Genomic DNA, 19,443 nt, shown 5'->3' on the forward strand with positions numbered 1-19,443 from the left:
ACCCTTCGCTTTAACGCAAGCGAGAGTGCGCAATGCAGATCGCAGATCGGCAGCGGTGCGCTTGCTCAGCAGGCGGCTGCGTGATGTGCAGGGCCAAGGCTTGGGCTCACGGCCTTGCTCATTGTCGTTGCCTCCGTATCGTGCAGCGCGAGCTCCAACTTGTAGCCGTGCGAATAGACGGTTCTGATGCGCACTGCGCTGCTGTCACTGCTCAGCTGCAGTTTCTTGCGCAACTTGTAGATGTGCTGCTCCATGGTGCGGTCGGTGAATTCGGTGTGGCTGCCCCAGACGGCTTTGGCCAGTTGGCAACGCCGGAAACACACGCCTGGGCTGGAAAAGAGCAGCCAGGCAATCGAGAACTCGCGTGCGGTCAATACGATCGGCTTGCCGTCCAGATAGACGGTATTTTCATCGCGGATCAACCGGTATGGACCAACGCTCAGGTGCTGCGTCTCCGGGCAGGCATGCGCCACCGGCGATATCGCCAGCGCCGCGCGCACGTGTAACTCGTGCGAATTGAAAGGCAGCGCAAGGACTTCCTGCGCGCCTGCGCGATACCAGGCCAGAATGTTGTCTGCGCAATCGAAACGTCCAAGCACGATCAACGGGGTGGGCTGGCCGCTATGGCAGCGCTGCCATGCCAGCAGTGAACTGTCATCGGCGGCGACATAGCTGGCATCGAAGATCAGCAGCTCGCACGGCGAATGCCGCAGCGTACGCAAAAGCTCCAGTTCATCGGAAAACGTCGAGACATTGCGCGCAAGCGGTGCGAGGCTGGCGTTGACCTGCGAGACCAGGCGCGCATCCTGCGTCAACAGGAACACCGATCCGGCGTTGGGGGGAGAGTGGTCGTTCATTTAGGCGGCCTTCGCGTGTCGGCGTACAAGCCACGCATGGGGCGGGCGCCGGTGCTGGTCGGCCAATACCAGGACAAAATCCATCTTCAAAGATCGCTGCATCGTCGGACCAGTCGGTTGGCGGGGGAGAGTCCAGCGGAGCTGGACGAATGGTATGTACCATTGCCGGGACCAAAAGTTTCACACTTGCGTACGCGGCTTCGGATTTGTCGCCAGCGGCTTTAGCTCGCGCTCATTTAGACGTAACAGAGCTCTTACATAGCGGGCATGTCTGGTCCGAATGCAATCGCTACATGCAGTCATGCAGCAAGGCATGGACCGACACGCGTGACCAGAGACATCGGTCCGCCGAGGTCTAGACCAACCTATTGCGATTGGTCGTGTGATCGCGCGTGACTGGAATAGGTCGGCAGCGATCTGCCCTCGTGTCATGTCTGCTTCTCTCGATCAAATGCGCTTGGGCATACGTGTCCGTACAGTCATCGGGCATCGCCTTGGTCATCGCCGATAGCCATCAATGCGCATGGACGCAGCGCGTTCGCAGACGTTGTCCGACTGTGCCTTGGATATTGGCGTAGACCGGCGACATCAATACTCAACCGGATGGCGCGAAATATCTGGCGTACGGCGACGTCGACGGTGTGCAACTGCGCTTTGCACCGCGAAAAAACGCATCACATGGATGTTTGACAGAGTGAGCTTTTTTGATTTTTTCGATGGCTTTCAGAGAGAAATTCTATTGGATCCGCTGCATACAATCGTTTGCGCCAGCGAGTTAGGCGCCTGTTGTCTTTTGCTCCGCCCCCCAAAGAGAGAGACCGGCATGATCCTTTCCACTTACTTTGCAGCGATCTCTGCGTTGTCCTACGCAGAACGTCTTCCTACGTATACGAGCAGGATGCTGGTTGGTGCTTGGCCACAGGGACTGCAACATCTCCAACAGCGACGCGACGGACAGGGCGCTGTGGATGGCGCCGATGATGAGGTCAGTTTGTTCGGTGCCAGCGGCGATGCGTTGCTGATCCTGGAATATCAGGAAGAGGCCGAAGATGCGTATCGGCAGGCCTTGAAGGCAATGCGCGGGCATCAGCGCCAATTGCGCCTGCTGTCGTGCAGGAACACCGCCTGGTTGATGCTGAGCCAGCGGCGCCTGAGCGCGGCATTGAATTGCTTTGCGCAGTTGGCAATGGACCGCGAAACGTCGCCCAGCCTGTGCGGCGAGAGCCTGCTGGGCAAGTCGCTGACCCACTTCCATCTGGGCCAGAGTACGTTGGCCTTGCAGACCCTGGAGCGCGCCAGCGAGGTGCTGGCCGAACTGGAGAGCGGGGCGTCGGAATGGCTGCGGATCGCCACTGCGCTGCGTCTGGACATGATTGCGCAGCTGCGTATCCGTCGCTCCGATCGCATGAGCGACCATGTGTTCTGGCAAGCCACGCTGCGCCAGGAAGATGCCGCGCATGCCTTCGAGCCCAGCGACCTGCGCGCCTGCATCGCCGATCTGGCAGAAAGCATGCCGGTGCTGGCGCAGCGCATGCGGCATGTGCGCAGCCTGCTGCGTATTGCCGGTGGCGACACCTTCGGCTTCGACGCGCAGATCTACGCATTGCCGGCCGCGGCCACCGGCTGCCCGCCGTGCGCGCGTCAGGACGCGCAGGTGGAGCTGGCGCTGGCGGCATTGGCGGTGGGCCGTGCCGATCTTGCCGAGCGTGCGCTGGCCGGCGCCGGTCGGCATCATGCGCCGCGCTGGAATCTGGAGTTCGAGTACTGCCAGGCCAAGATCAGCCAGGCGATGGGGCGCACCGAACAAGCGTTACTGCTCTACAACCGCTACGCGCTGGACGCGGTGCAGTGTCTGCGCAGCGAAGTGCAAGCGCCGCGCTTGCTGGAAAGCGGCACACCGGCCCACGTCAGCGACGATATCTCCGCCCGGTTGCCGGCCAAGTATCGACGCGCCTACAGCTACATGATCACCAATGTGCATCGTTCGGATCTGTCGATCAACGAAGTGGCCGCACAGATCGGAGTCACCGGGCGCGCGCTGCAGCAAGCCTTCAAGTCGGCTACCGGGCTATCGCCGACGCAGGTGCTGCGCCGTTACCGGATGCAAAGCATCCGCGACGAACTGCTGGCCGAAGGCGGCTGCGGCAGTGTGTTGCAGGCGGCCAGTCGTTGGGGCGTCGGTAGTCGTTCGGCGTTGGCCAAGGGCTATCGCCAGCACTTCAATGAAGCGCCGATGGAGACCTTGCAGCGGTAATTTCCGCAACCCACGGATTGGTAGCGCTACCGATCCGTGGTGGGTCAACCCGACGCGGTGCAGTGCGCGTCGCTGTGCGCAACGGAGGACAGGGGCCAAACTGAGACGTGCGTGCAATGTGGGTTCCGGCTATCCTTTCCGGCTGGCACTGGCACCCAGGGGGACGCGTCCGAGGATGGGCGTCGTCGCCGAGGAAACGACGACCGATCATGCAAGATCCCACTCCCGGGGCGACCGACGCCTCGCAGATCCGCCGGGCAGGCGTCGATCTCAATGGACTGATGTCGGTCCTCAGCAAGCACCTGTATTCCACCCCGGTGGTGGCGCTGCGCGAGCTGGTGCAGAACGCGCACGATTCCATCCTGCGTCGTCGTCTGGAACAACCCGATTGGCAGGGCGAATCGCGCATCGAGGTGCATGCCGATACCGCGCAGGGCATCGTGCGCATCGTCGATACCGGTGCCGGACTGACCCAGCAGGAGATCCACGACTACCTGGCTACCGTGGGCGTGGGATATACGCGCGGGCTGCGCCAGGGCGGCCACGAGGACAGCGGCCTGATCGGCATGTTCGGGCTGGGCTTCTTGTCCGCCTTCGTGCTGGCGCGGCGGGTGACCGTGCGCACCACCTCCTACCAGTCCCCCACGCTGGGCCATTGCTACATCTCCAGCAACGCCGAGCAGTACACGGTCAGCCCGATTCCTGCGCGTGCGCAGGTGGGCACCGAGGTGGTGCTGGAGTTGCACAGCGATTATCTGTCGTTGGCTCAGGAAGGACGGCTGCGCGAGATTCTGTCGCGCTATTGCGCGCTGTTGCGCGAGCCGATCTGGATCGGGGCTGCGACGCAGCCGATCAATCCCGAGCCGCCGCCGTGGCGCGTGCAGGACGCCGCACCGCTGCATCCGGTGCAGGCCTGGCGCCGTCAACGCGAGTTCGCCGCGCGCTTCGAGCGCAATTTCGAGCCGTTGTGCTGCATGCCGGTACGTGCGGAAGAGGGCAGCGATGCGGTCGGCCTGCTGTGGGTGCATGACGGTGCGACCTACGGCACCAGCGACAACCGCAATCTCTCGGTCTTCCTGCGCGGTATGTTGCTGGATGACAACGCGCGCGAACTGCTGCCGCCGTGGGCGGGCTTCATCGGTGGGGTGATCGAATCCAATCGGTTGACGCCTACCGCAAGCCGCGAAGATCTGCAGCGCGATACGGTCTATAGCGCGGTGCAGCACGCCTTGTCCGAAGCCTTGGTGCAGGGCCTGGCCGATGTGGCGCGTCAGCAACCGGAGGCATGGCGACGCATCCTGCTGCGGCATAACGAAGCCCTGCTGGGCGCAGCGTTGTGCGATGAGCGCCTGTTCGAATTACTGCTGGAACACGTGCGGGTACCGACATCGCAAGGCGATCTGCCGGCGCAGCAATTGCCATCGCGCGGCGCGGTGCACGTGATCCTCGATAGCGACAGCGGTTTCGAAGAAATGCTGTTCCGCGCGATGGGCGTGCCGGTCGCCTATGGCAACCGGTATGCGGTGGTGCCGTTTCTGCGGCGCTGGGCGCAGGCCAAGGGTGTGCGTCTGGTCGAGCTGGGCACCGAGCAGGGCAACCGCCAGCTGTTCCACCTGGATACGCTGCCGGCCGACGAACTGGCCTGGCTGGAACAGCATTTGGGCGATGGCGAAGCGCTGGTGCCTGCGCGTTTCAGTCCGCAGGAACTGCCGTTGGTGGTAGTGCCCGACCGCGAGGCCGAGCTCAAACGCCGCCTGGAGCAGGACGAGAGCGACAAGCGCGTGTCCACCGCCGCGTTGCGCCTGGCGCGGCAGTTCACCGCGCGCATCGAAGCGCGGCAGACTCAGCGGCTGTATCTGAATCTGGATAATCCCGCGCTGCAGGCCTTGCTGGACGCGCAGCGCGCAGGCAACCCACAGGCAGCGGTGGCGGCGCGCTTGCTGCGCGCGCTCAAGGTGATCGTCTCGGCGCAAGGGCGCACGCAGCCGCAGGCGGGCAGCACCGAATCGGGCGTTTCCGATCTCAACAAGGCCTTCGGCGATTTCGCTGGGACCGTGACCCAATTGCTGGCGCGCTGAGCGCCGCATCGCAGGAGCGACACGATGGAAATCTGGAACTGGGTAGAAAAGCTGCAGGACGATCTGGGCGAAGCCGGCCAGCCGCAAAATGCGCAGCTGCTGACGCGGCTGACCGACCACATCTGCGATCTGCAGATCGACCGCGCCGAGGCCTTGTTGCCGGAGGCGCGTGCGCTGGGCAAGACGTTGGCCAACCCGTGGCTGGAGGTGTTCGTCGGGCATTGGGAAATGCGTAACCGGGTCGGCAATCTGTGCGAAGGCGAGCGTGCGCTGGGCGATGCGGTGGCGCTGTTCGAGCGTGCGCATCGCGCCGACGCAGTGGAGTGCCCGCAATCGGTCTGCGTGACCCAGGATCTGGCCGCGTGTTACGCCAACATCGATGGCCCGGGCTGGGTGGAAGAACGCATCGAGGTGTGCGACGAAACCCTGGGGCGCATCGACCCGAGCTGGTCGTGTTACCAGTGCCTGAGCTGCGAAAAAGCCGACGCATTGCTCGACGACGGGCGCGGTGACGCGGCGCTGCAGTATCTGGAGCAGCAGTCGCAGACCATCCTGGCCCATGGCGGTGAAATCTACGACGGCGTGCCGGACATGCGCATCTCGATCCTGCTTGCGCTTGGGCGTGCGCAGGACGCGCTGGCGCTGGTGGAACAGCGCGAACGCGACGCCGCGCGCGAAGGCGCCGAGTGGGCCAATTGCAGCCAGCCGCGCCGCCTGCAGAAAGCGCGCGCGTTGGCCCTGTTGCAGCGCGATGACGAGGCCATGGAAGCGCTGCTGCCATGGCGCGAGATTGCGCCGCGTTATCGCCTGCACTGGCTGCGTGCGGTGGCGGCGCTGGTGGCGCGCGCGCCCGAGCGCAATAGCTGGGACCTGGGCAGCCGCGTGCAGCAGATGCTCGACCATTACGCGCAGGTTGGCGCGCATCGCATCCTGATCGAGGCAGCCGAGCTTGCGATCGGGCTGGCACTGCAACGCGGCGCGATGTGGACCGCGCGCCGGCATCTGGCGCTTGCGCGTGCGCATCTGCCCAAGCTGCGTCACGACCGCGGCGCAACGCAGTTGCTGGATGGTCTGGCCGCGCGCATCGATGCAGCGCCTGCGGGTGAGGCCGCGCCGGCGCCGGCCACACACCTGCTGGAATGGTTGAACGCGCAAGGCGACGATGTCGTGCGCAATCCCGAGCGCGAAGCGCAGTGGCTGCTGCAGGCCGTTGCGCAGTGTCCGGACGATGCCGAGCTTGTCGACACCACCGCATCGGCCTTGAGCGCCTGTGCGGCCGACGAAGAAGCCATCGCACTGTTGTGGTCATTCGTGCAGCGGCATGCCGATCGCGAAACCAGCCCCACGTTCCGTCTGATGAATCTGTTGCTCGGCCGCGGCGACGAAGCAGGTCTGCGCCGGTTGACGCAGCTGTATCGCCCACAGGCGCCGGTGGCGGCGTTGTGGTGCGAGGCGCAGCTGGCGCAGCGGCTGGCCGATTGGCCGGCGCTGGAGCAGGCCTGCACCGCACTGCTGGAACTGTCACCCGGCTCGCATGGTGCGCGTGGGCTGCTGGCGCGCATGTATCTCAACGCCGGCCGGTTTGCCGAGGCCGCCGCGGTCTATCGGCAACTCACCGAGCTGCTGGAAGAGCCGCGCTCTGCGCATTGGGACCACATGACGGCGGCCAGCGCGGCGCAGGATTGGGACGCGGTGCGTGCCTCTGCGCAGGCCATTGGCATGGAGCTGAGCAGCACCAGCGGCGTAGTCGAAGAGACCTGGGGCTGGGTGATCATTCGTTGCATGGATGATGGCGAAGTGGCCGAGTACTACGCGCGCCGCACCGGCCCGGTGACTGCGCGTATCGTCGAAAACGCGCCTGCGCATCGGCGCCAGCATGTCGGTGACTGGGTGGTGTTCGATGCCGAATTGCTGTATCCGCCGCCGGAAGACGAAGCCGAACGCGAGCGTTTCGTGCCGACCTACGCGCAGGTGCATGTGCTGCAAGCCGGTGGCTATGCCAATAGCTGGCTGGTGGACGGCGTGCATCCTGGCGACGAGGTCATCGAGGCGATGCGTGCAGACATGGAAATGCGCGGCTGGAAGATGTGGCTGCACAGTCGCGACGACTACCGCGTGGTCGACCCGGACCATCCGGATGCGTTCGACCCGGAGGATGCAACATCCGGACTGCCGGGCGTGTTGTTCACCGTGGCGCTTCCGGAAAACCTCGCCCCGCAGGAACTGCATCGCGTCCTGCGATGCACGACCTCGCGCTGGTCGCATCCGATGTGCTGGCTGCGGCTTGCCGAGGCCTGCGGCCAGGATCCGCAGCCGCATCTGGATGCGGTGGAGCGTTACGGGTTGTAGGGCGGCGATTCGCGTTATCCGGCGGCGGCCGGTCATGCGATCGCCGCCGGGATTGGGCATTCGGGGTTTGTGGCGTGCGTTCTGGCGTCACTTTTGATGCATTGCGATGCATCTGGTGTCGAGGATTCTGCCAATCCATTCATGGGCTTGCTGGCGGCGTTCGCTATACGGCGCCACCCTGGATGCAACACCGCGCTTTCAGCGTGCCTTCTGAATTGAGCGTATTGCGTTCGAGCGCAGCGCGCAGGCAGATCGCCTCGTCACTGCCGTAGCGCTTCGGCCGGTGTGCGTACACCGGCGGCGGCCGCAATGTGCGCATGCCCGGCCCGGTGACAACACGCAACCGGTGGCACCACGCACTGCAGGTGATGCGGGGCAGGGATTGGCGGCTGTCCGCGGGTATTTCCCGTTTCGCCAGGCACTTGCAGCGGAACAGTGCATGTCCGCAGGCGTGGACCGGCGCACGTTCGGCATGTGCGCGGCAATGTCACACTGCGCTCTTGGGCCCGGATGACTGCTACAGGTTGGCTCGCTGGTTGGCCAATCTGAATTGCTTTATTCTGCTACGCATCGGCGTGGGGGCGCCGCGTCGGTCAGGGCGCAGTCCAGCCCGCATGCCCAACCTCTTTTCTTTTGGTGGGTGATCTCATGGTGGCATTGCAGCAGCGCTCGATCGATGCGATTGGTGACCAGGAACACGCGTTGTTGGCCGCATGGTTGGAGTCCAGCCTGGGCAGCGATGCGCGTCTGTCGCGGCAGGAATTCGAAGCGCAGGCCGGCGAATTCCTGCGCTTGCTGGTGGCGTCGTTGAAGCACGACGGTAGCAGCCTGGACAGTGCCGAATGGAGCGAGGTGCGCCGCTTCCTGGAAAATCTCTCGCGCGACCGCGCCACGCGTGGTTTCGATTCGCAGGAAACCGCCAACTTCATCTTTTCGCTCAAGCGCGTGTTGTTTGCGCTGGTGCAGCGCCAATACGCCAGTCGCCCGGAAGAACTGGGGCAGCAGTTGTGGGCGTTGTCGGAATTGCTGGACCGCCTGGGCTTGTACACCGTGAAGGTTTTCCAGAAGACCCGCGAAGACATCATCGTGCGTCAGCAGGAAGAGATGCTGGAGCTGTCCACCCCGGTGGTGAAGCTGTGGGAGGGCGTGCTGGCGCTGCCGATGATCGGCACGCTGGATTCGCAGCGCACCCAGGTGGTGATGGAATCGCTACTGCAGCGCATTGTCGACACCGGCTCGGAAATCGCCATCATCGACATCACTGGCGTGCCAACCGTGGACACCCTGGTGGCGCAGCATCTGCTCAAGACCGTGACCGCGATCCGGCTGATGGGGGCCGACGCCATCATCAGCGGCGTGCGCCCGCAGATTGCGCAGACCATCGTGCATCTGGGCCTGGACCTGCAGGGGATCGTGACCAAGGCCAACCTGGCCGATGCGTTGGCGCTGGCGCTCAAGCGCACCGGCGTGGCCGTCAGCAGGGCGGACTGACATGGAGCGTATTCCGATCCTGCGGATGGGCCATCTGTTGTTGGTCACCATCCAGGTGGACATGCACGACCAGCTGGCGCTGCAACTGCAAGACGATCTGTCCGAGAAGATCAGCGCCACCTCTGCGCGCGGCCTGTTGATCGACATTTCCGCGCTGGATATCGTCGATTCGTTCATCGGGCGCATGATCAGCACCATCTCCGGGCTGGCGACGCTGATGGGCGCACAAACCGTGGTGGTGGGCATGCAGCCGGCGGTGGCGATTACCCTGGTGGAGTTGGGGCTGACCCTGCCGTCGGTGCGCACCGCGCTCGATGTCGAGCGCGGCATGCGCCTGCTGCAGCAACCCGATGCGGCTCCATGACGGCCGGCTCGCAACCGGTGCGCACCGAGCAGGATGTGGTGCTGGCGCGGCAGACCGTGCGCAAACTGGTGGTGCAATGCGGGCTGCGGCTGGTCGATCAAACCAAGCTGGTCACCGCGGCCAGCGAACTGGCGCGCAATACCGTGATCTACGGCGGTGGCGGCGACATGGACTGGGCACTGGTTGAAAGCGGCATTCGCAAGGGAGTGCAGCTGACGTTCCGCGACCAGGGACCGGGCATTGCAGACCTGGAACTCGCCTTGACCGACGGCTGGACCTCCGGCGGTGGCCTGGGGCTGGGACTGTCCGGCAGCCGGCGGCTGGTGGACGATTTCGTGCTCGACACAGCGCCGGGCGAAGGCACGCGAATCACCATCACCAAATGGAAGTGAACGTTACCGGCTTGGTGACCCGTTCGTTTCGTGTCGACGAAACCAGCCAGGTCGGACAGTCGCGCCGTGAGGCTACCGCCTTGGCGCAGATGCTCGCCTTCGATGAAGCCAGCTGTGGCCGGGTGGCACTGGTTGCCACCGAACTTGCCACCAACATGGTCAAGCACGGGCGTGGCGGCTGCCTGCAGTTGTCCACGGTGGCCGCGCGCGACGGCGGCATGGGTGTGGAGCTGTGCGCCATCGATGACGGCCCGGGCTTCGCGCTTACAGACGGCCTGCGCGATGGCTATTCCACCGCCGGAACGCCGGGCACCGGTTTGGGTGCGATCAAGCGCCAGGCGCAGCTGCTGGATGCGTATTCCGATGCCAAGGGTGCGATCGTGTTGGCACGCGTGTTCGCCCAGCCACGCGCCGAGCTTGATCTGCCCTACGGCGCGCTACGCGTACCGCTGCATAACGAAGTGGTGTGCGGCGATGGCTGGCATTTGGCGATCGATGCGCAACGGGTGACCGTCAGCGTGATCGACGGCCTGGGCCACGGGCCAGACGCGGCCGATGCCGCCGATGCCGGCACGCGCGCGGCGGCGCTGGCCAGTGGCGAGCCCGGCGAGCGCATCGCGCGCCTGCATGCCGGCATGAGCGGCACGCGCGGTGGCGCGGCGGCGGTCATGCAGTTCGATGCCGGCAGCGGCCAGGTGCGCTTTGCCGGGGTGGGCAATATCGTCGCCTCGCTGTGCGATGGCGATGGGGTGCGCGGCATGCCCTCGCACCCTGGCATCGTCGGGGTTCAGTTCCGCAAGGCGCAACCGTTCGACTTTCCACACGCGGCCGGCAAGTTGCTGGTCATGCACAGCGACGGCCTGCAATCGCGCTGGACCCTGCGCGATCACCCGGGCCTGCTGTCGCGCCATCCACGCATCATTGCCGCAGTGCTGGCACGCGATTACGCGCGCGGCCGCGACGATTGCTGCGTGTTCGTCATGCGCTTGGGAGGCATGCAATGAATTCAACCACCGATCTGCCGGCAGCCGAGATGGCTGAACTTGAAAGCCTGCGCCAGCAGAACCAGGCCTTGCGCGAAGAGCTGGAAGAAACCAACCAAGGCGTGCTGGCCTTGTATGCCGAGCTCGACCAGCAGGCCGAACAGCTGCGCGACGTGTCCGAACTCAAGAGCCGCTTTCTGTCGTACATGAGCCACGAGTTCCGTACCCCGCTAGGCTCGATCCTGAGCATCACCCGGCTGCTGGAGGACGGCATGGACGGGCCGCTCAACGCCGAGCAGCTCAAGCAGGTGCGCTTTGTCAGCGGTTCGGCGCGTGAGCTCACCGAGATGGTGGACGACCTGCTGGACCTGGCCAAGATCGAGGCCGGGCGCATCACCATCTCGCCGGGCTGGTTCGACCTGATGGACCTGTTCGCGGCGCTGCGCGGCATGTTCCGGCCGCTCACCGATATGGGCAGTACCACGCTGATCTTCGAGGATCCGCCGGTACTGCCGATGCTCTACACCGACGACAAGAAGCTGGCGCAGATCCTGCGCAATTTCATATCCAATGCGCTCAAGTTCACCCCGCAGGGACAGGTGCGCGTGTTTGCGCAGCTGGAAGGCGACAGCCATGTACGCTTTGGCGTGCAGGACACTGGCATCGGCATTCCGGCCGAGCTTCACGAGGCCTTGTTCGAAGATTTCGTACAGGTGGACTCGCCGCTGCAAAAACGCCTGACCGGCACCGGCCTGGGGTTGTCGATCTGCAAACGGTTCGCCGAATTGCTGGGCGGCCGGGTGGGGATCAACAGCGTGGTCGGGCAGGGTTCTGAATTTTACGTGGTGCTGCCGGTGACCCTGGCAGCGGAGGAGACACGTGGGCAGTAAGCACCACATTCTGGTCGTCGACGACAACGCGGTGACGCGTTATTCGGTGCGGCGCGTGCTCGAACACCATCAGTTCGTGATCGAAGAAGCCGGCACCGGGACCGAGGGGCTTGCGAAACTGGCCACGCAGACGTTTTCTGCGGTGGTGCTGGACGTCAACCTGCCGGACATGAGTGGCTTCGACATCGTGCGGACGCTGCGTGTCGAGCCGCGCACCGCATTGCTCCCGGTGGTGCATGTCTCGGCGGCCTCGATCGCCACCGGCGACATGATCACCGGGCTGGATGCCGGCGCCGACGCCTACCTGATCCATCCGGTCGACCCCAACGTATTGCTGGCCACGTTGCGCACCCTACTGCGCGCACGCCGCGCCGAGGAGGCGCTGCGGATCAGCGAGGCGCGTTTCCGCGAAATCTTCGAACACATCAGCGCGCCGATTGCGGTGGTGGATGCCAACCTGCACATGCACGAGGCCAATGCCGCGTTCCAGCGTTTGATCGGGAGCGCCACGCCCGGCGCCGCGATCCACGCCGCCGGGTTGGATCAGGCCGCCGCTGTGCATGCCCTGACCACTGCGTTGGCACAGCGCGAGCGCTGGAGCGGCACCTTGTCGCTGCTGCGCGATGGCAAGCTCTGCGAAACCGAATGGCGGGTGTCGCCCTACCGCGAGCCGGATCTGGGGCTGTTGCTGGTGGAAGACGTCACCGAGCAGCGCCTGCGCGAGCGCGAGCAGCGCCAGGAACTGGATACCGCCACCAGCGAGCTCGCGCATCAGATCGCGCAGCGCCAGCACACCGAAATCCAGCTGCTGCAGGCGCAAAAGATGGAAGCGCTGGGCAAGCTCACCGGTGGCATCGCGCACGACTTCAACAACCTGCTGACCAGCATCATCTCCGGGCTGGACATGATCCAGCTCGCAGTGGAATCCAACCGCATCGAACGGGTGCCGCGCCTGGCCGAGATCGCCACCGGCTCTGCGCACCGCGCCGCCGCGCTGACCCAGCGCATGCTGGCGTTCGCACGCAAGCAATCGCTGGACGCGCAACCGTTCGACGTCAACATCCGCGTGCGTTCGCTGGAAGACATGCTGCAGCGCTCGATCGGCGAAAACATTGCGCTGGAGCTGGAGCTTGCATCCACGCCGCTGGTGGCCATAGCCGATGCCAACCAGCTCGAAAACGTGGTGCTCAACCTGGTCATCAATGCGCGCGACGCATTGAAAGGGCAGGGCACCATCCGCATCCAGAGCGCGGCCTACACTGCGCACAACGATCCGGAACTGGACGACGGCGACTATGTCGCGGTGAAGGTGATCGACAACGGGAGTGGGATCGAGCCGGCCATTCTCGACCAGGTGTTCGAACCGTTTTTCACCACCAAACCCATCGGCGAAGGCACCGGCCTGGGTCTGTCGATGACCTACGGGTTCGCACGTCAATCCGGCGGCACCGCGCGCATCACCAGCACCGTGGGCCGTGGCACCACGGTGGCGTTGTTGCTGCCGCGTGGGCTCTCGGCCAACGAGCTGTTGCCGCCACCGGCGCCCAGCGTGCCACGCACGCGCAACGAGCGCATCTTGCTGGTAGACGACACCGACGTGGTGCGCATTATGGTGAGTGAAGTGCTCAGCGATGCCGGCTACCAGGTCATCGAAGCCGAGGATGCCAACGGCGCGCTGGAACAATTGCGCACCGAGGTGCATATCGACCTGGTGGTCTCCGATGTCGGCCTGCCCGGCATGAACGGGCGCGACATGGCCGATGTGGCGCGCATGCTACGCCCGGGTCTGCCGGTCCTGTTCATTACCGGCTACGCCGAAAACGCGGCCACGCGGCAAGAATTTCTCGCAGAAGGCATGGCCTTGCTGCCCAAGCCTTTCAGCCTCAACGATCTGCTCAACACGGTGGGGCAGATGCTCGACAGCAGCGTCCTGGCGCGGGCGTAGGGCGTTAAAGCGGCTGCTGAAATGCATGCGTAGCTGCGGCGCGGGCGCGGCCGGCGTTGGGACCCTGCATGCACCACGCGTGCAGCCCCGTTCCTGCACGCCGCTCAGCGCGCATACGCGTACGGCCCGAATGTGGCGCCAAGAAAACCGCCGGCCGACTCGGTGCTGAGCACACTTGCATCGCCCTGTTCGAGCAGCGTCTGCCACTGCCCCTGGCCGACGGCGTAATCCACGTGCACGCGGGCGGCATCCAGCGCAAAGCGCAGTCTCACCGGTTGCGTGGCATCGGGCAGGGGGGCGCGTGCCAGTTCGGTGCCGGTGCCGGGCTGTTGCGATCCGGCGCGGCGATACAGCACCACCGCAGCGCCGCTGTCCTCGCGCACCAGCATCGCTGCCAGGAAGTTGCTCTCCTTGGCCACGATCGCCAGACCGGCCTGTTCGCCTGGCGCCAGCGCGCTGCCATCCACGCTGGCGACCAAGGTGGCGTGATGGTGCTGCAGGCGATGACCTAGATAGGCCGGCGGACCACGGCCGAGATCGCCTAGCGCAACCTTTGCCGGGGTCACGCGCAAACCTTGCGCGCCGGGCTGATACCACGGCCTCGCGGGTGGGTGGATGGTCATCCATTGCATCGGCACGCGCGCATCCTGGAAGCGTTCGCTCCACTGCATCGGCCCGGTGGTCGGCAGGGTCTGCACGCCCGCCGGCAAAGGTGGGCGCGCGGCCACTGCAGGGACCGCGGCGCCATGCGGCAGCACCACCGGCCAGCCATCGCGCCATTGCACCGGCAACAAGAAGGTTTCCCGGCCCAGGTTGTAGTGATTGCCGCGATAAGGGCGCGTCGCGAGGAACACCGCCCACCATGCGCCGTCCTTGAGTTCGATGAACTGCGCATGCCCGGCCGAGGTGATCGGCGCAGTGCGAGACGGGTCCAGGTCGCGTTGGGTGAGCACCGGATTGCCGCTCCAGGTCTCGTATGGCCCGGCGATCTGGCGGCTGCGGTAGATCATCTGCGCATGCTGCTCGCCGGTGCCGCCTTCGGCCGCGGTAAGGTAGTAGTAGCCATCGCGGCGGAACAGATGCGGGCCTTCGATGTGTTCGGGATTGGTCGCCGGCTTGAAGCCGGAATCCACGATCACCTGACGGGTGCCGACCAACTTCATGCTGGCCAGATCCAGCTGCTGCAGCCAGATGGCGCGGTGCCCGTCGTAGCGCATCTTGCCGGCCGGCACGTCGTTGTTGACCAGCCAGGCGCTGCCATCGTCATCGAAAAACAGCGAGGGGTCGATGCCCTTGGCGTCCAACCAGATCGGATCGGACCATGGCCCGGCAGGATCGGTGGCGGTGATCAGGAAATTGCCGCCATCGCAGTAAAAACAGGTGTTGGCGATATAGAAGGTGCCAGCGTGGTGGCTGATGCTGGCGGCAAACAGGCCGCGGGTCAGTTCGTCGTTGCCGTAGTTGATCTGGGTTGGACGGTCGATCGCGTTGCCGATCTGGTTCCAGTGCACCAGGTCGCTGCTCTTGAAGACCGGCAGGCCGGGGAAGTAGCCGAAACTGGAATTCACCAGATAAAAATCGTCGCCGACGCGCACCGCCGACGGGTCCGGATGAAAGCCGGCCACGACCGGATTGCGGTATTGCGCGGCAGTTGGCACGGGGCCACTATCGTCGCCTTGGTAATCGATCTGCGTGATCAACGCGGTGCCGGCTTGTGCCAGCTGACAGCTCAATGCGGCCAGCAGGCCGGCCATCCATGTGAGTCGTTTCAAGAGATCCCCGTGTGCCATGCCCTGGCGCAACGCCAGTACGACACCAGCATGACAGCACGCAGGGCGGCGTGGCATGACGTTTTGCGATGCCAGCGCTGCGTGATGGCATGCCTGCACGCGCGTGGCGGCGTGTGATGATCGGGCGCTGCCACTTCGCTGCAACATTGCTGACATATCGTGCGCGCGGCGCCACGCGGCGCCACGCGGCGCCGCCAGCAGGCATGCCATGCCGAATGGCTTCGACGCTGTGTCATCACCTCGCATCACTTTCTAGGATCAGTCCGCATGCCGTTGTACTCGCCTGTCTTTTCGTTGCCGGTGTCCGCTATTGCACAGGTCGCTGCGCGCCGCCGCGCCGCCTTGCAGCGCACGCCGCTCGCGCGTGCCTGCGCGTGCCTGTTGCTAGCCTCGTTGGCGGCAACCGCGTCTGCGCAGCAAGCGCCGGCGGCCCAGGGCGAAGCCAGCCCCACCGCGCTGGACACGGTCACCGTCACTGCCGAGCACCGCGAGCAGAACCTGCAGGACGTGCCGGTCTCGGTCGGCGTGGTGCAGGGCGCAGCGATGCGCGACTACACCGCCGGTGGCGACGACACGCTGCTGGCGCTTTCCGGCCGCGTACCGGGCTTCTACGCCGAAACCACCACCGGGCGCATCTTCCCGCGCTTCTATATCCGTGGCCTGGGCAATATCGATTTCTACCTGGGTGCCTCGCAGCCGGTGTCCATCATCCAGGACGATGTGGTGCTGGAGCATGTCGTGCTCAAATCCAATCCGGTCTATGACGTGGACCAGGTCGAAGTGCTGCGCGGCCCGCAAGGCACGCTGTTCGGGCGCAACACCACCGCCGGCATCGTCAAGTTCGATACGGTCAAGCCCAGCGACACCTACACCGGTCGCGTCAACGCCAGCTACGGCAGCTACAACACCCTCTCGCTGGATGGCGGCTTCGGTGGCCCCATCAACGATGTGCTGTCGTTCCGTGTGTCCGCGTTGTACCAGCACCGCGACGATTGGGTGGACAACACCTTTGCCGGTAGCAGCGCCGACGGCACGCGCACGCCGCGCAAGGACGCGATGGGCGGTTACAACGACCGCAATGCGCGCTTGCAGGTCTTGCTCAAGCCCAACGATGCGTTCTCGCTGCTGGGCTCGGTGCACACGCGCGATTACGACGGCACCTCCACCTTGTTCCTGCGCAATGCGATCACGCGTGGCAGCGACAAGGTGGACGTGCCGCGCGACCGCGTAGCCTACGACGAAGGTCACGACAACCATCAGGCATATCAAACCGATGGCGGCTCGCTCAAGGCGATTTACGACTTCGGTGGCGTGTCGCTGACCTCCATCACCGCCTACGAAACCACCTCCGGCTACAGCCGTGGCGACACCGATGGCGGTGCTGCCGCCAATTACCCGGTCAATGGCGTGCCGAACGGCTTTGGCCAGTCGATGGGACAGATCCGCGACCTGGACCAGTACACGCAGGAATTGCGCCTGGCCAGCGAAGGCGACGATGCCCTGCAGTGGCAGGTGGGCGCGTTCTATTTCGATGGCCGCGACACCACCGATTTCTATCAGCGTGCCTTCTTCCTGCAGACCGCCGCGCGCAACCCCAACAACTGGGTGCGCCTGCGCAATACCAATACCTCGTGGGCCGGCTTCGGTCAGCTCAGCTATAAGGCGACCGACGCGCTGACGCTGACTGCCGGCATCCGCCAGACCAAGGACACCAAGGAAACCCGACTGTTGAAGACCGCCGACACCGCGGCCGGTGTGGTGACCTACCGCGGCCGGCGCGATGTGCGCATGTCCGATACCCAGCCCAGCTGGGATCTGAGCGCGATGTATGAGATCGATCCGCAGTTGAGCGTGTATGCGCGTGTGGCGCGCGGTTTCCGTGGCCCCACCATCCAGGGCCGCAGCGCGGTGTTCAATTCCGATTTCACCACTGCCGATTCGGAAACCATCCTGTCCTGGGAAGCCGGCATCAAGAGCAGCCTGTTCGAGAACCGTCTGCGCCTGAATGTCAGCGGCTTCACCTACACGGTCGACGATATCCAGCTCAACGGCAACGACTCGGACGGCAATGGGGTGCTGTTCAATGCCGACAAGGCCAAGGCCTATGGCATGGAAGCGGATCTGGACTGGCGCCCGATCTCCAACCTGTCGATCACCGCCGGCCTGAGCCTGTTGCATAGCCAAATCCACGACGAGCGCGTCTATGCGCAGGTCTGCGCGCTCAATGGCGTGGTGGTGTGCACGGTCAACGACCCGACCATTCGCGTAGGTGCCAACACCTTCGCCCAGATCGACGGCAATCCGCTGCCCAACGCGCCCAAGTACAACCTCAACCTGGCCGCGCGCTACGACATCCCGGTCGGCAACGACGGCGCGTTCTTCGTGTCCACCGACTGGAACAAGCAGGGCCAGACCAGCTTCGTGCTGTACGACTCCACCGAATTCCGCTCCGACGGTAATTTCGAAGGTGGCCTCAAGCTGGGCTACACCGGTGGCTACGGTGCGTGGGAAGTGGCGGCGTTCGCGCGCAATATCACCAACGAAAAGAACCTCAAGGGCGTGATCGAAAACTACATGGCCGCGGTCTACAACGAGCCGCGTGTCGTCGGGGTGTCGGTCAACGTCAACTGGCAGTGACGGGTTGATCGCCTGATTGCAGTCACTGCGGCGTCTGTGCCGCAGTGATATTTCCTGCAGGTGGGCAGGCCAGCTGCGTGCATGCGCAGCTGACCTTCGTATTGCGTCACCGCTTGCTCAGGACAGAGCGCACCCAGTTGACGATTTGCGTGCTGCTCACCGCGCCGGAATGACGGCCCAGTTCCTGGCCACCCTGGATGACCAGCAAGGTGGGAATGCTGCGGATGCCAAAGCGCGTGCCCAGCGCCGGATGCAGGTCGGTATCCACCTTGGCCAGGCGCACCTGCGGTTCCAATGCTGCGGCGGCTGCGGCAAATTGCGGCGCCATGCTCAGGCATGGCCCGCACCAGGGCGCCCAGAAATCCACCACTAACGGCAATGCGCTGCGCACCGCATGCTTGTCGAAATCTGCAGCCGACAAGGCCACCGGCGTCCCCAGGAACAGCGGCTTGTGGCAGCTGCCGCAGTTGGGTGCATCGCGCAGGCGCGTGGGCGCAATACGGTTCATCGCAGCGCAACTCGGACAGGCGATCAGTAGCGGTGCGTCGGTCATGTGGGTCTCCGGTCGGCGGCGCTGCCTGCGCTATCTCCGGCCATCGCTGGCGGCGCATGCTGCATGCCGCCAGTGTAGCGATCACCACAAACGATTCCGTGCCGAACGTCAGCGGCAGTACCAGCCTGCGCATGCCTGATCAACGTCCCGCGGGCCATCGCGCGCTGCATCGCTCAAGCCGATTGGCCCAGCGCCACGATCGGTACGAAGCCACCGTAGACCATGCGCTTGCCATCGAACGGCATCGGATTGACCGACGGGTCCATGCGTGGGTCTTCCATCATCTTGCGCATGCCTTCATCCCGGGTGGCCTTGTCCGGCCATTCGATCCAGGAAAACACCACGGTCTCTTCGGCGGTGGCATCCACTGCGCGATAGAAGTCGGTCCATTGCCCCGCTTGGACATCGTCACCCCAACACTCCACCACCCGCAGGGCACCGTACTCCATGATGACCGCATCGCCCATGCGGGCATGCGCGATAAAGGCTTCTTTGTTGGCCGTGGGGACGGCAAGCACGAAACCATCGATATACGACATAACCACCTCCGCAGATGGGCTGCACGGCGTGCACGTGAGGATGACCAAGAAGGGATATTTGGTGCGACCAACAACTGGAGAGCAGTGGGGCAGGAGCGTGCATCCAGCGCGCTGGCCGCACGAGCAAACTGTGCATGGGGTGCAACGGCACTGCTTGAGCTGGCTGTCGCCTGGGCTATCAGGCGCACTGCCGAGGTCCTGCCTGTCGGGCTCGCTGGCGCGGCGGCCGCGGATCTGTCGTGCCTCGATCGACGGCAGCGCCCTGCAAGCACTTTTGCTGGAGGCCGCGGCAGTGCATCGGCGAAGATGCGCTGGTCGCAA

General features: G+C 64.6%; 14 protein-coding genes. 10 read left to right on the forward strand and 4 right to left on the reverse strand.

Annotated elements, in window-relative coordinates:
• Positions 1-65: 65 nt before the first annotated feature.
• Positions 66-857: a response regulator transcription factor gene (locus EO156_RS09655; RefSeq protein WP_011050804.1), complete on the reverse strand. Its 792-nt coding sequence runs from the start codon at positions 855-857 to the stop codon at positions 66-68.
• 898 nt (positions 858-1,755) lie between these two features.
• On the opposite strand from EO156_RS09655, the gene EO156_RS09660 reads away from it, so the two are divergent.
• From EO156_RS09660 to EO156_RS09705, 9 genes are all read left to right on the forward strand, one after another.
• The gene (locus EO156_RS09660) at positions 1,756-3,111 is read left to right on the forward strand and encodes a helix-turn-helix transcriptional regulator (RefSeq protein ID WP_186295542.1); all 1,356 of its coding nucleotides are present in this window, start codon (positions 1,756-1,758) and stop codon (positions 3,109-3,111) included.
• A gap of 209 nt (positions 3,112-3,320) precedes the next feature.
• Complete coding sequence (locus EO156_RS09665; protein WP_016850157.1) at positions 3,321-5,189, forward strand: ATP-binding protein; 1,869 nt, start codon at positions 3,321-3,323, stop codon at positions 5,187-5,189.
• Positions 5,190-5,213: 24 nt separating this feature from the next.
• A complete protein-coding gene (locus EO156_RS09670; protein ID WP_016850158.1) occupies positions 5,214-7,538 on the forward strand; it encodes a tetratricopeptide repeat protein in 2,325 nt (774 codons plus the stop codon).
• Between the two features lie 648 nt (positions 7,539-8,186).
• On the forward strand, positions 8,187-9,029 hold the full coding sequence (locus EO156_RS09680) for an STAS domain-containing protein (RefSeq protein WP_005914660.1): 843 nt from the start codon (positions 8,187-8,189) through the stop codon (positions 9,027-9,029).
• Between the two features lies 1 nt (position 9,030).
• A complete protein-coding gene (locus EO156_RS09685; protein ID WP_005928774.1) occupies positions 9,031-9,393 on the forward strand; it encodes an STAS domain-containing protein in 363 nt (120 codons plus the stop codon).
• Positions 9,390-9,785, forward strand: coding sequence for an anti-sigma regulatory factor (locus EO156_RS09690; RefSeq protein WP_003484271.1), 396 nt, complete (start codon positions 9,390-9,392; stop codon positions 9,783-9,785). The genes EO156_RS09685 and EO156_RS09690 overlap by 4 nt, the downstream gene beginning before the upstream one ends.
• Entirely contained in the window at positions 9,776-10,789 is a 1,014-nt protein-coding gene (locus tag EO156_RS09695) for an ATP-binding protein (RefSeq protein ID WP_029828331.1), read from the forward strand. The genes EO156_RS09690 and EO156_RS09695 overlap by 10 nt, the downstream gene beginning before the upstream one ends.
• Entirely contained in the window at positions 10,786-11,658 is an 873-nt protein-coding gene (locus tag EO156_RS09700) for an ATP-binding protein (RefSeq protein WP_011050810.1), read from the forward strand. Before EO156_RS09695 ends, EO156_RS09700 begins: the two co-directional genes overlap by 4 nt.
• A complete protein-coding gene (locus tag EO156_RS09705; protein ID WP_016850487.1) occupies positions 11,648-13,603 on the forward strand; it encodes a response regulator in 1,956 nt (651 codons plus the stop codon). The genes EO156_RS09700 and EO156_RS09705 overlap by 11 nt, the downstream gene beginning before the upstream one ends.
• Before the next feature lie 104 nt (positions 13,604-13,707).
• Here the strand turns inward: EO156_RS09705 and EO156_RS09710 are convergent, their stop codons facing one another.
• Positions 13,708-15,357 carry a glycoside hydrolase family 43 protein gene (locus EO156_RS09710; protein WP_016850486.1) on the reverse strand — a complete coding sequence of 550 codons (1,650 nt, stop codon included), beginning with the start codon at positions 15,355-15,357 and terminating at the stop codon, positions 13,708-13,710.
• Between the two features lie 303 nt (positions 15,358-15,660).
• Here EO156_RS09710 and EO156_RS09715 point away from each other — a divergent pair, with 303 nt between their 5' ends.
• Positions 15,661-18,030: a TonB-dependent receptor gene (locus EO156_RS09715; RefSeq protein ID WP_029828334.1), complete on the forward strand. Its 2,370-nt coding sequence runs from the start codon at positions 15,661-15,663 to the stop codon at positions 18,028-18,030.
• A gap of 106 nt (positions 18,031-18,136) precedes the next feature.
• Here EO156_RS09715 and trxC read toward each other — a convergent pair whose 3' ends face one another.
• Both trxC and EO156_RS09725 read right to left on the reverse strand, forming a co-directional pair.
• Entirely contained in the window at positions 18,137-18,583 is a 447-nt protein-coding gene (gene trxC / locus EO156_RS09720) for a thioredoxin TrxC (protein WP_005923549.1), read from the reverse strand.
• A gap of 173 nt (positions 18,584-18,756) precedes the next feature.
• Positions 18,757-19,122 (reverse strand): DUF1428 domain-containing protein, encoded by a 366-nt coding sequence (locus EO156_RS09725; protein WP_005923552.1) that lies wholly within the window; start codon positions 19,120-19,122, stop codon positions 18,757-18,759.
• Positions 19,123-19,443: the final 321 nt, after the last annotated feature.

The sequence above is a fragment of the Xanthomonas sp. DAR33341 genome, assembly GCF_003992815.1.
In the GTDB taxonomy this organism is placed as follows: Bacteria; Pseudomonadota; Gammaproteobacteria; order Xanthomonadales; family Xanthomonadaceae; genus Xanthomonas; species Xanthomonas cissicola.

Coding starts and splice junctions, on each gene's coding strand:
- EO156_RS09655 (WP_011050804.1), bottom strand. CDS start 857: ATGAACGACCACTCTCCCCCCAACGCCGGATCGGTGTTCCTGTTGACG.
- EO156_RS09660 (WP_186295542.1), top strand. CDS start 1,756: ATGCTGGTTGGTGCTTGGCCACAGGGACTGCAACATCTCCAACAGCGA.
- EO156_RS09665 (WP_016850157.1), top strand. CDS start 3,321: ATGCAAGATCCCACTCCCGGGGCGACCGACGCCTCGCAGATCCGCCGG.
- EO156_RS09670 (WP_016850158.1), top strand. CDS start 5,214: ATGGAAATCTGGAACTGGGTAGAAAAGCTGCAGGACGATCTGGGCGAA.
- EO156_RS09680 (WP_005914660.1), top strand. CDS start 8,187: ATGGTGGCATTGCAGCAGCGCTCGATCGATGCGATTGGTGACCAGGAA.
- EO156_RS09685 (WP_005928774.1), top strand. CDS start 9,031: ATGGAGCGTATTCCGATCCTGCGGATGGGCCATCTGTTGTTGGTCACC.
- EO156_RS09690 (WP_003484271.1), top strand. CDS start 9,390: ATGACGGCCGGCTCGCAACCGGTGCGCACCGAGCAGGATGTGGTGCTG.
- EO156_RS09695 (WP_029828331.1), top strand. CDS start 9,776: ATGGAAGTGAACGTTACCGGCTTGGTGACCCGTTCGTTTCGTGTCGAC.
- EO156_RS09700 (WP_011050810.1), top strand. CDS start 10,786: ATGAATTCAACCACCGATCTGCCGGCAGCCGAGATGGCTGAACTTGAA.
- EO156_RS09710 (WP_016850486.1), bottom strand. CDS start 15,357: ATGGCCGGCCTGCTGGCCGCATTGAGCTGTCAGCTGGCACAAGCCGGC.
- EO156_RS09715 (WP_029828334.1), top strand. CDS start 15,661: ATGCCGTTGTACTCGCCTGTCTTTTCGTTGCCGGTGTCCGCTATTGCA.
- trxC (WP_005923549.1), bottom strand. CDS start 18,583: ATGACCGACGCACCGCTACTGATCGCCTGTCCGAGTTGCGCTGCGATG.
- EO156_RS09725 (WP_005923552.1), bottom strand. CDS start 19,122: ATGTCGTATATCGATGGTTTCGTGCTTGCCGTCCCCACGGCCAACAAA.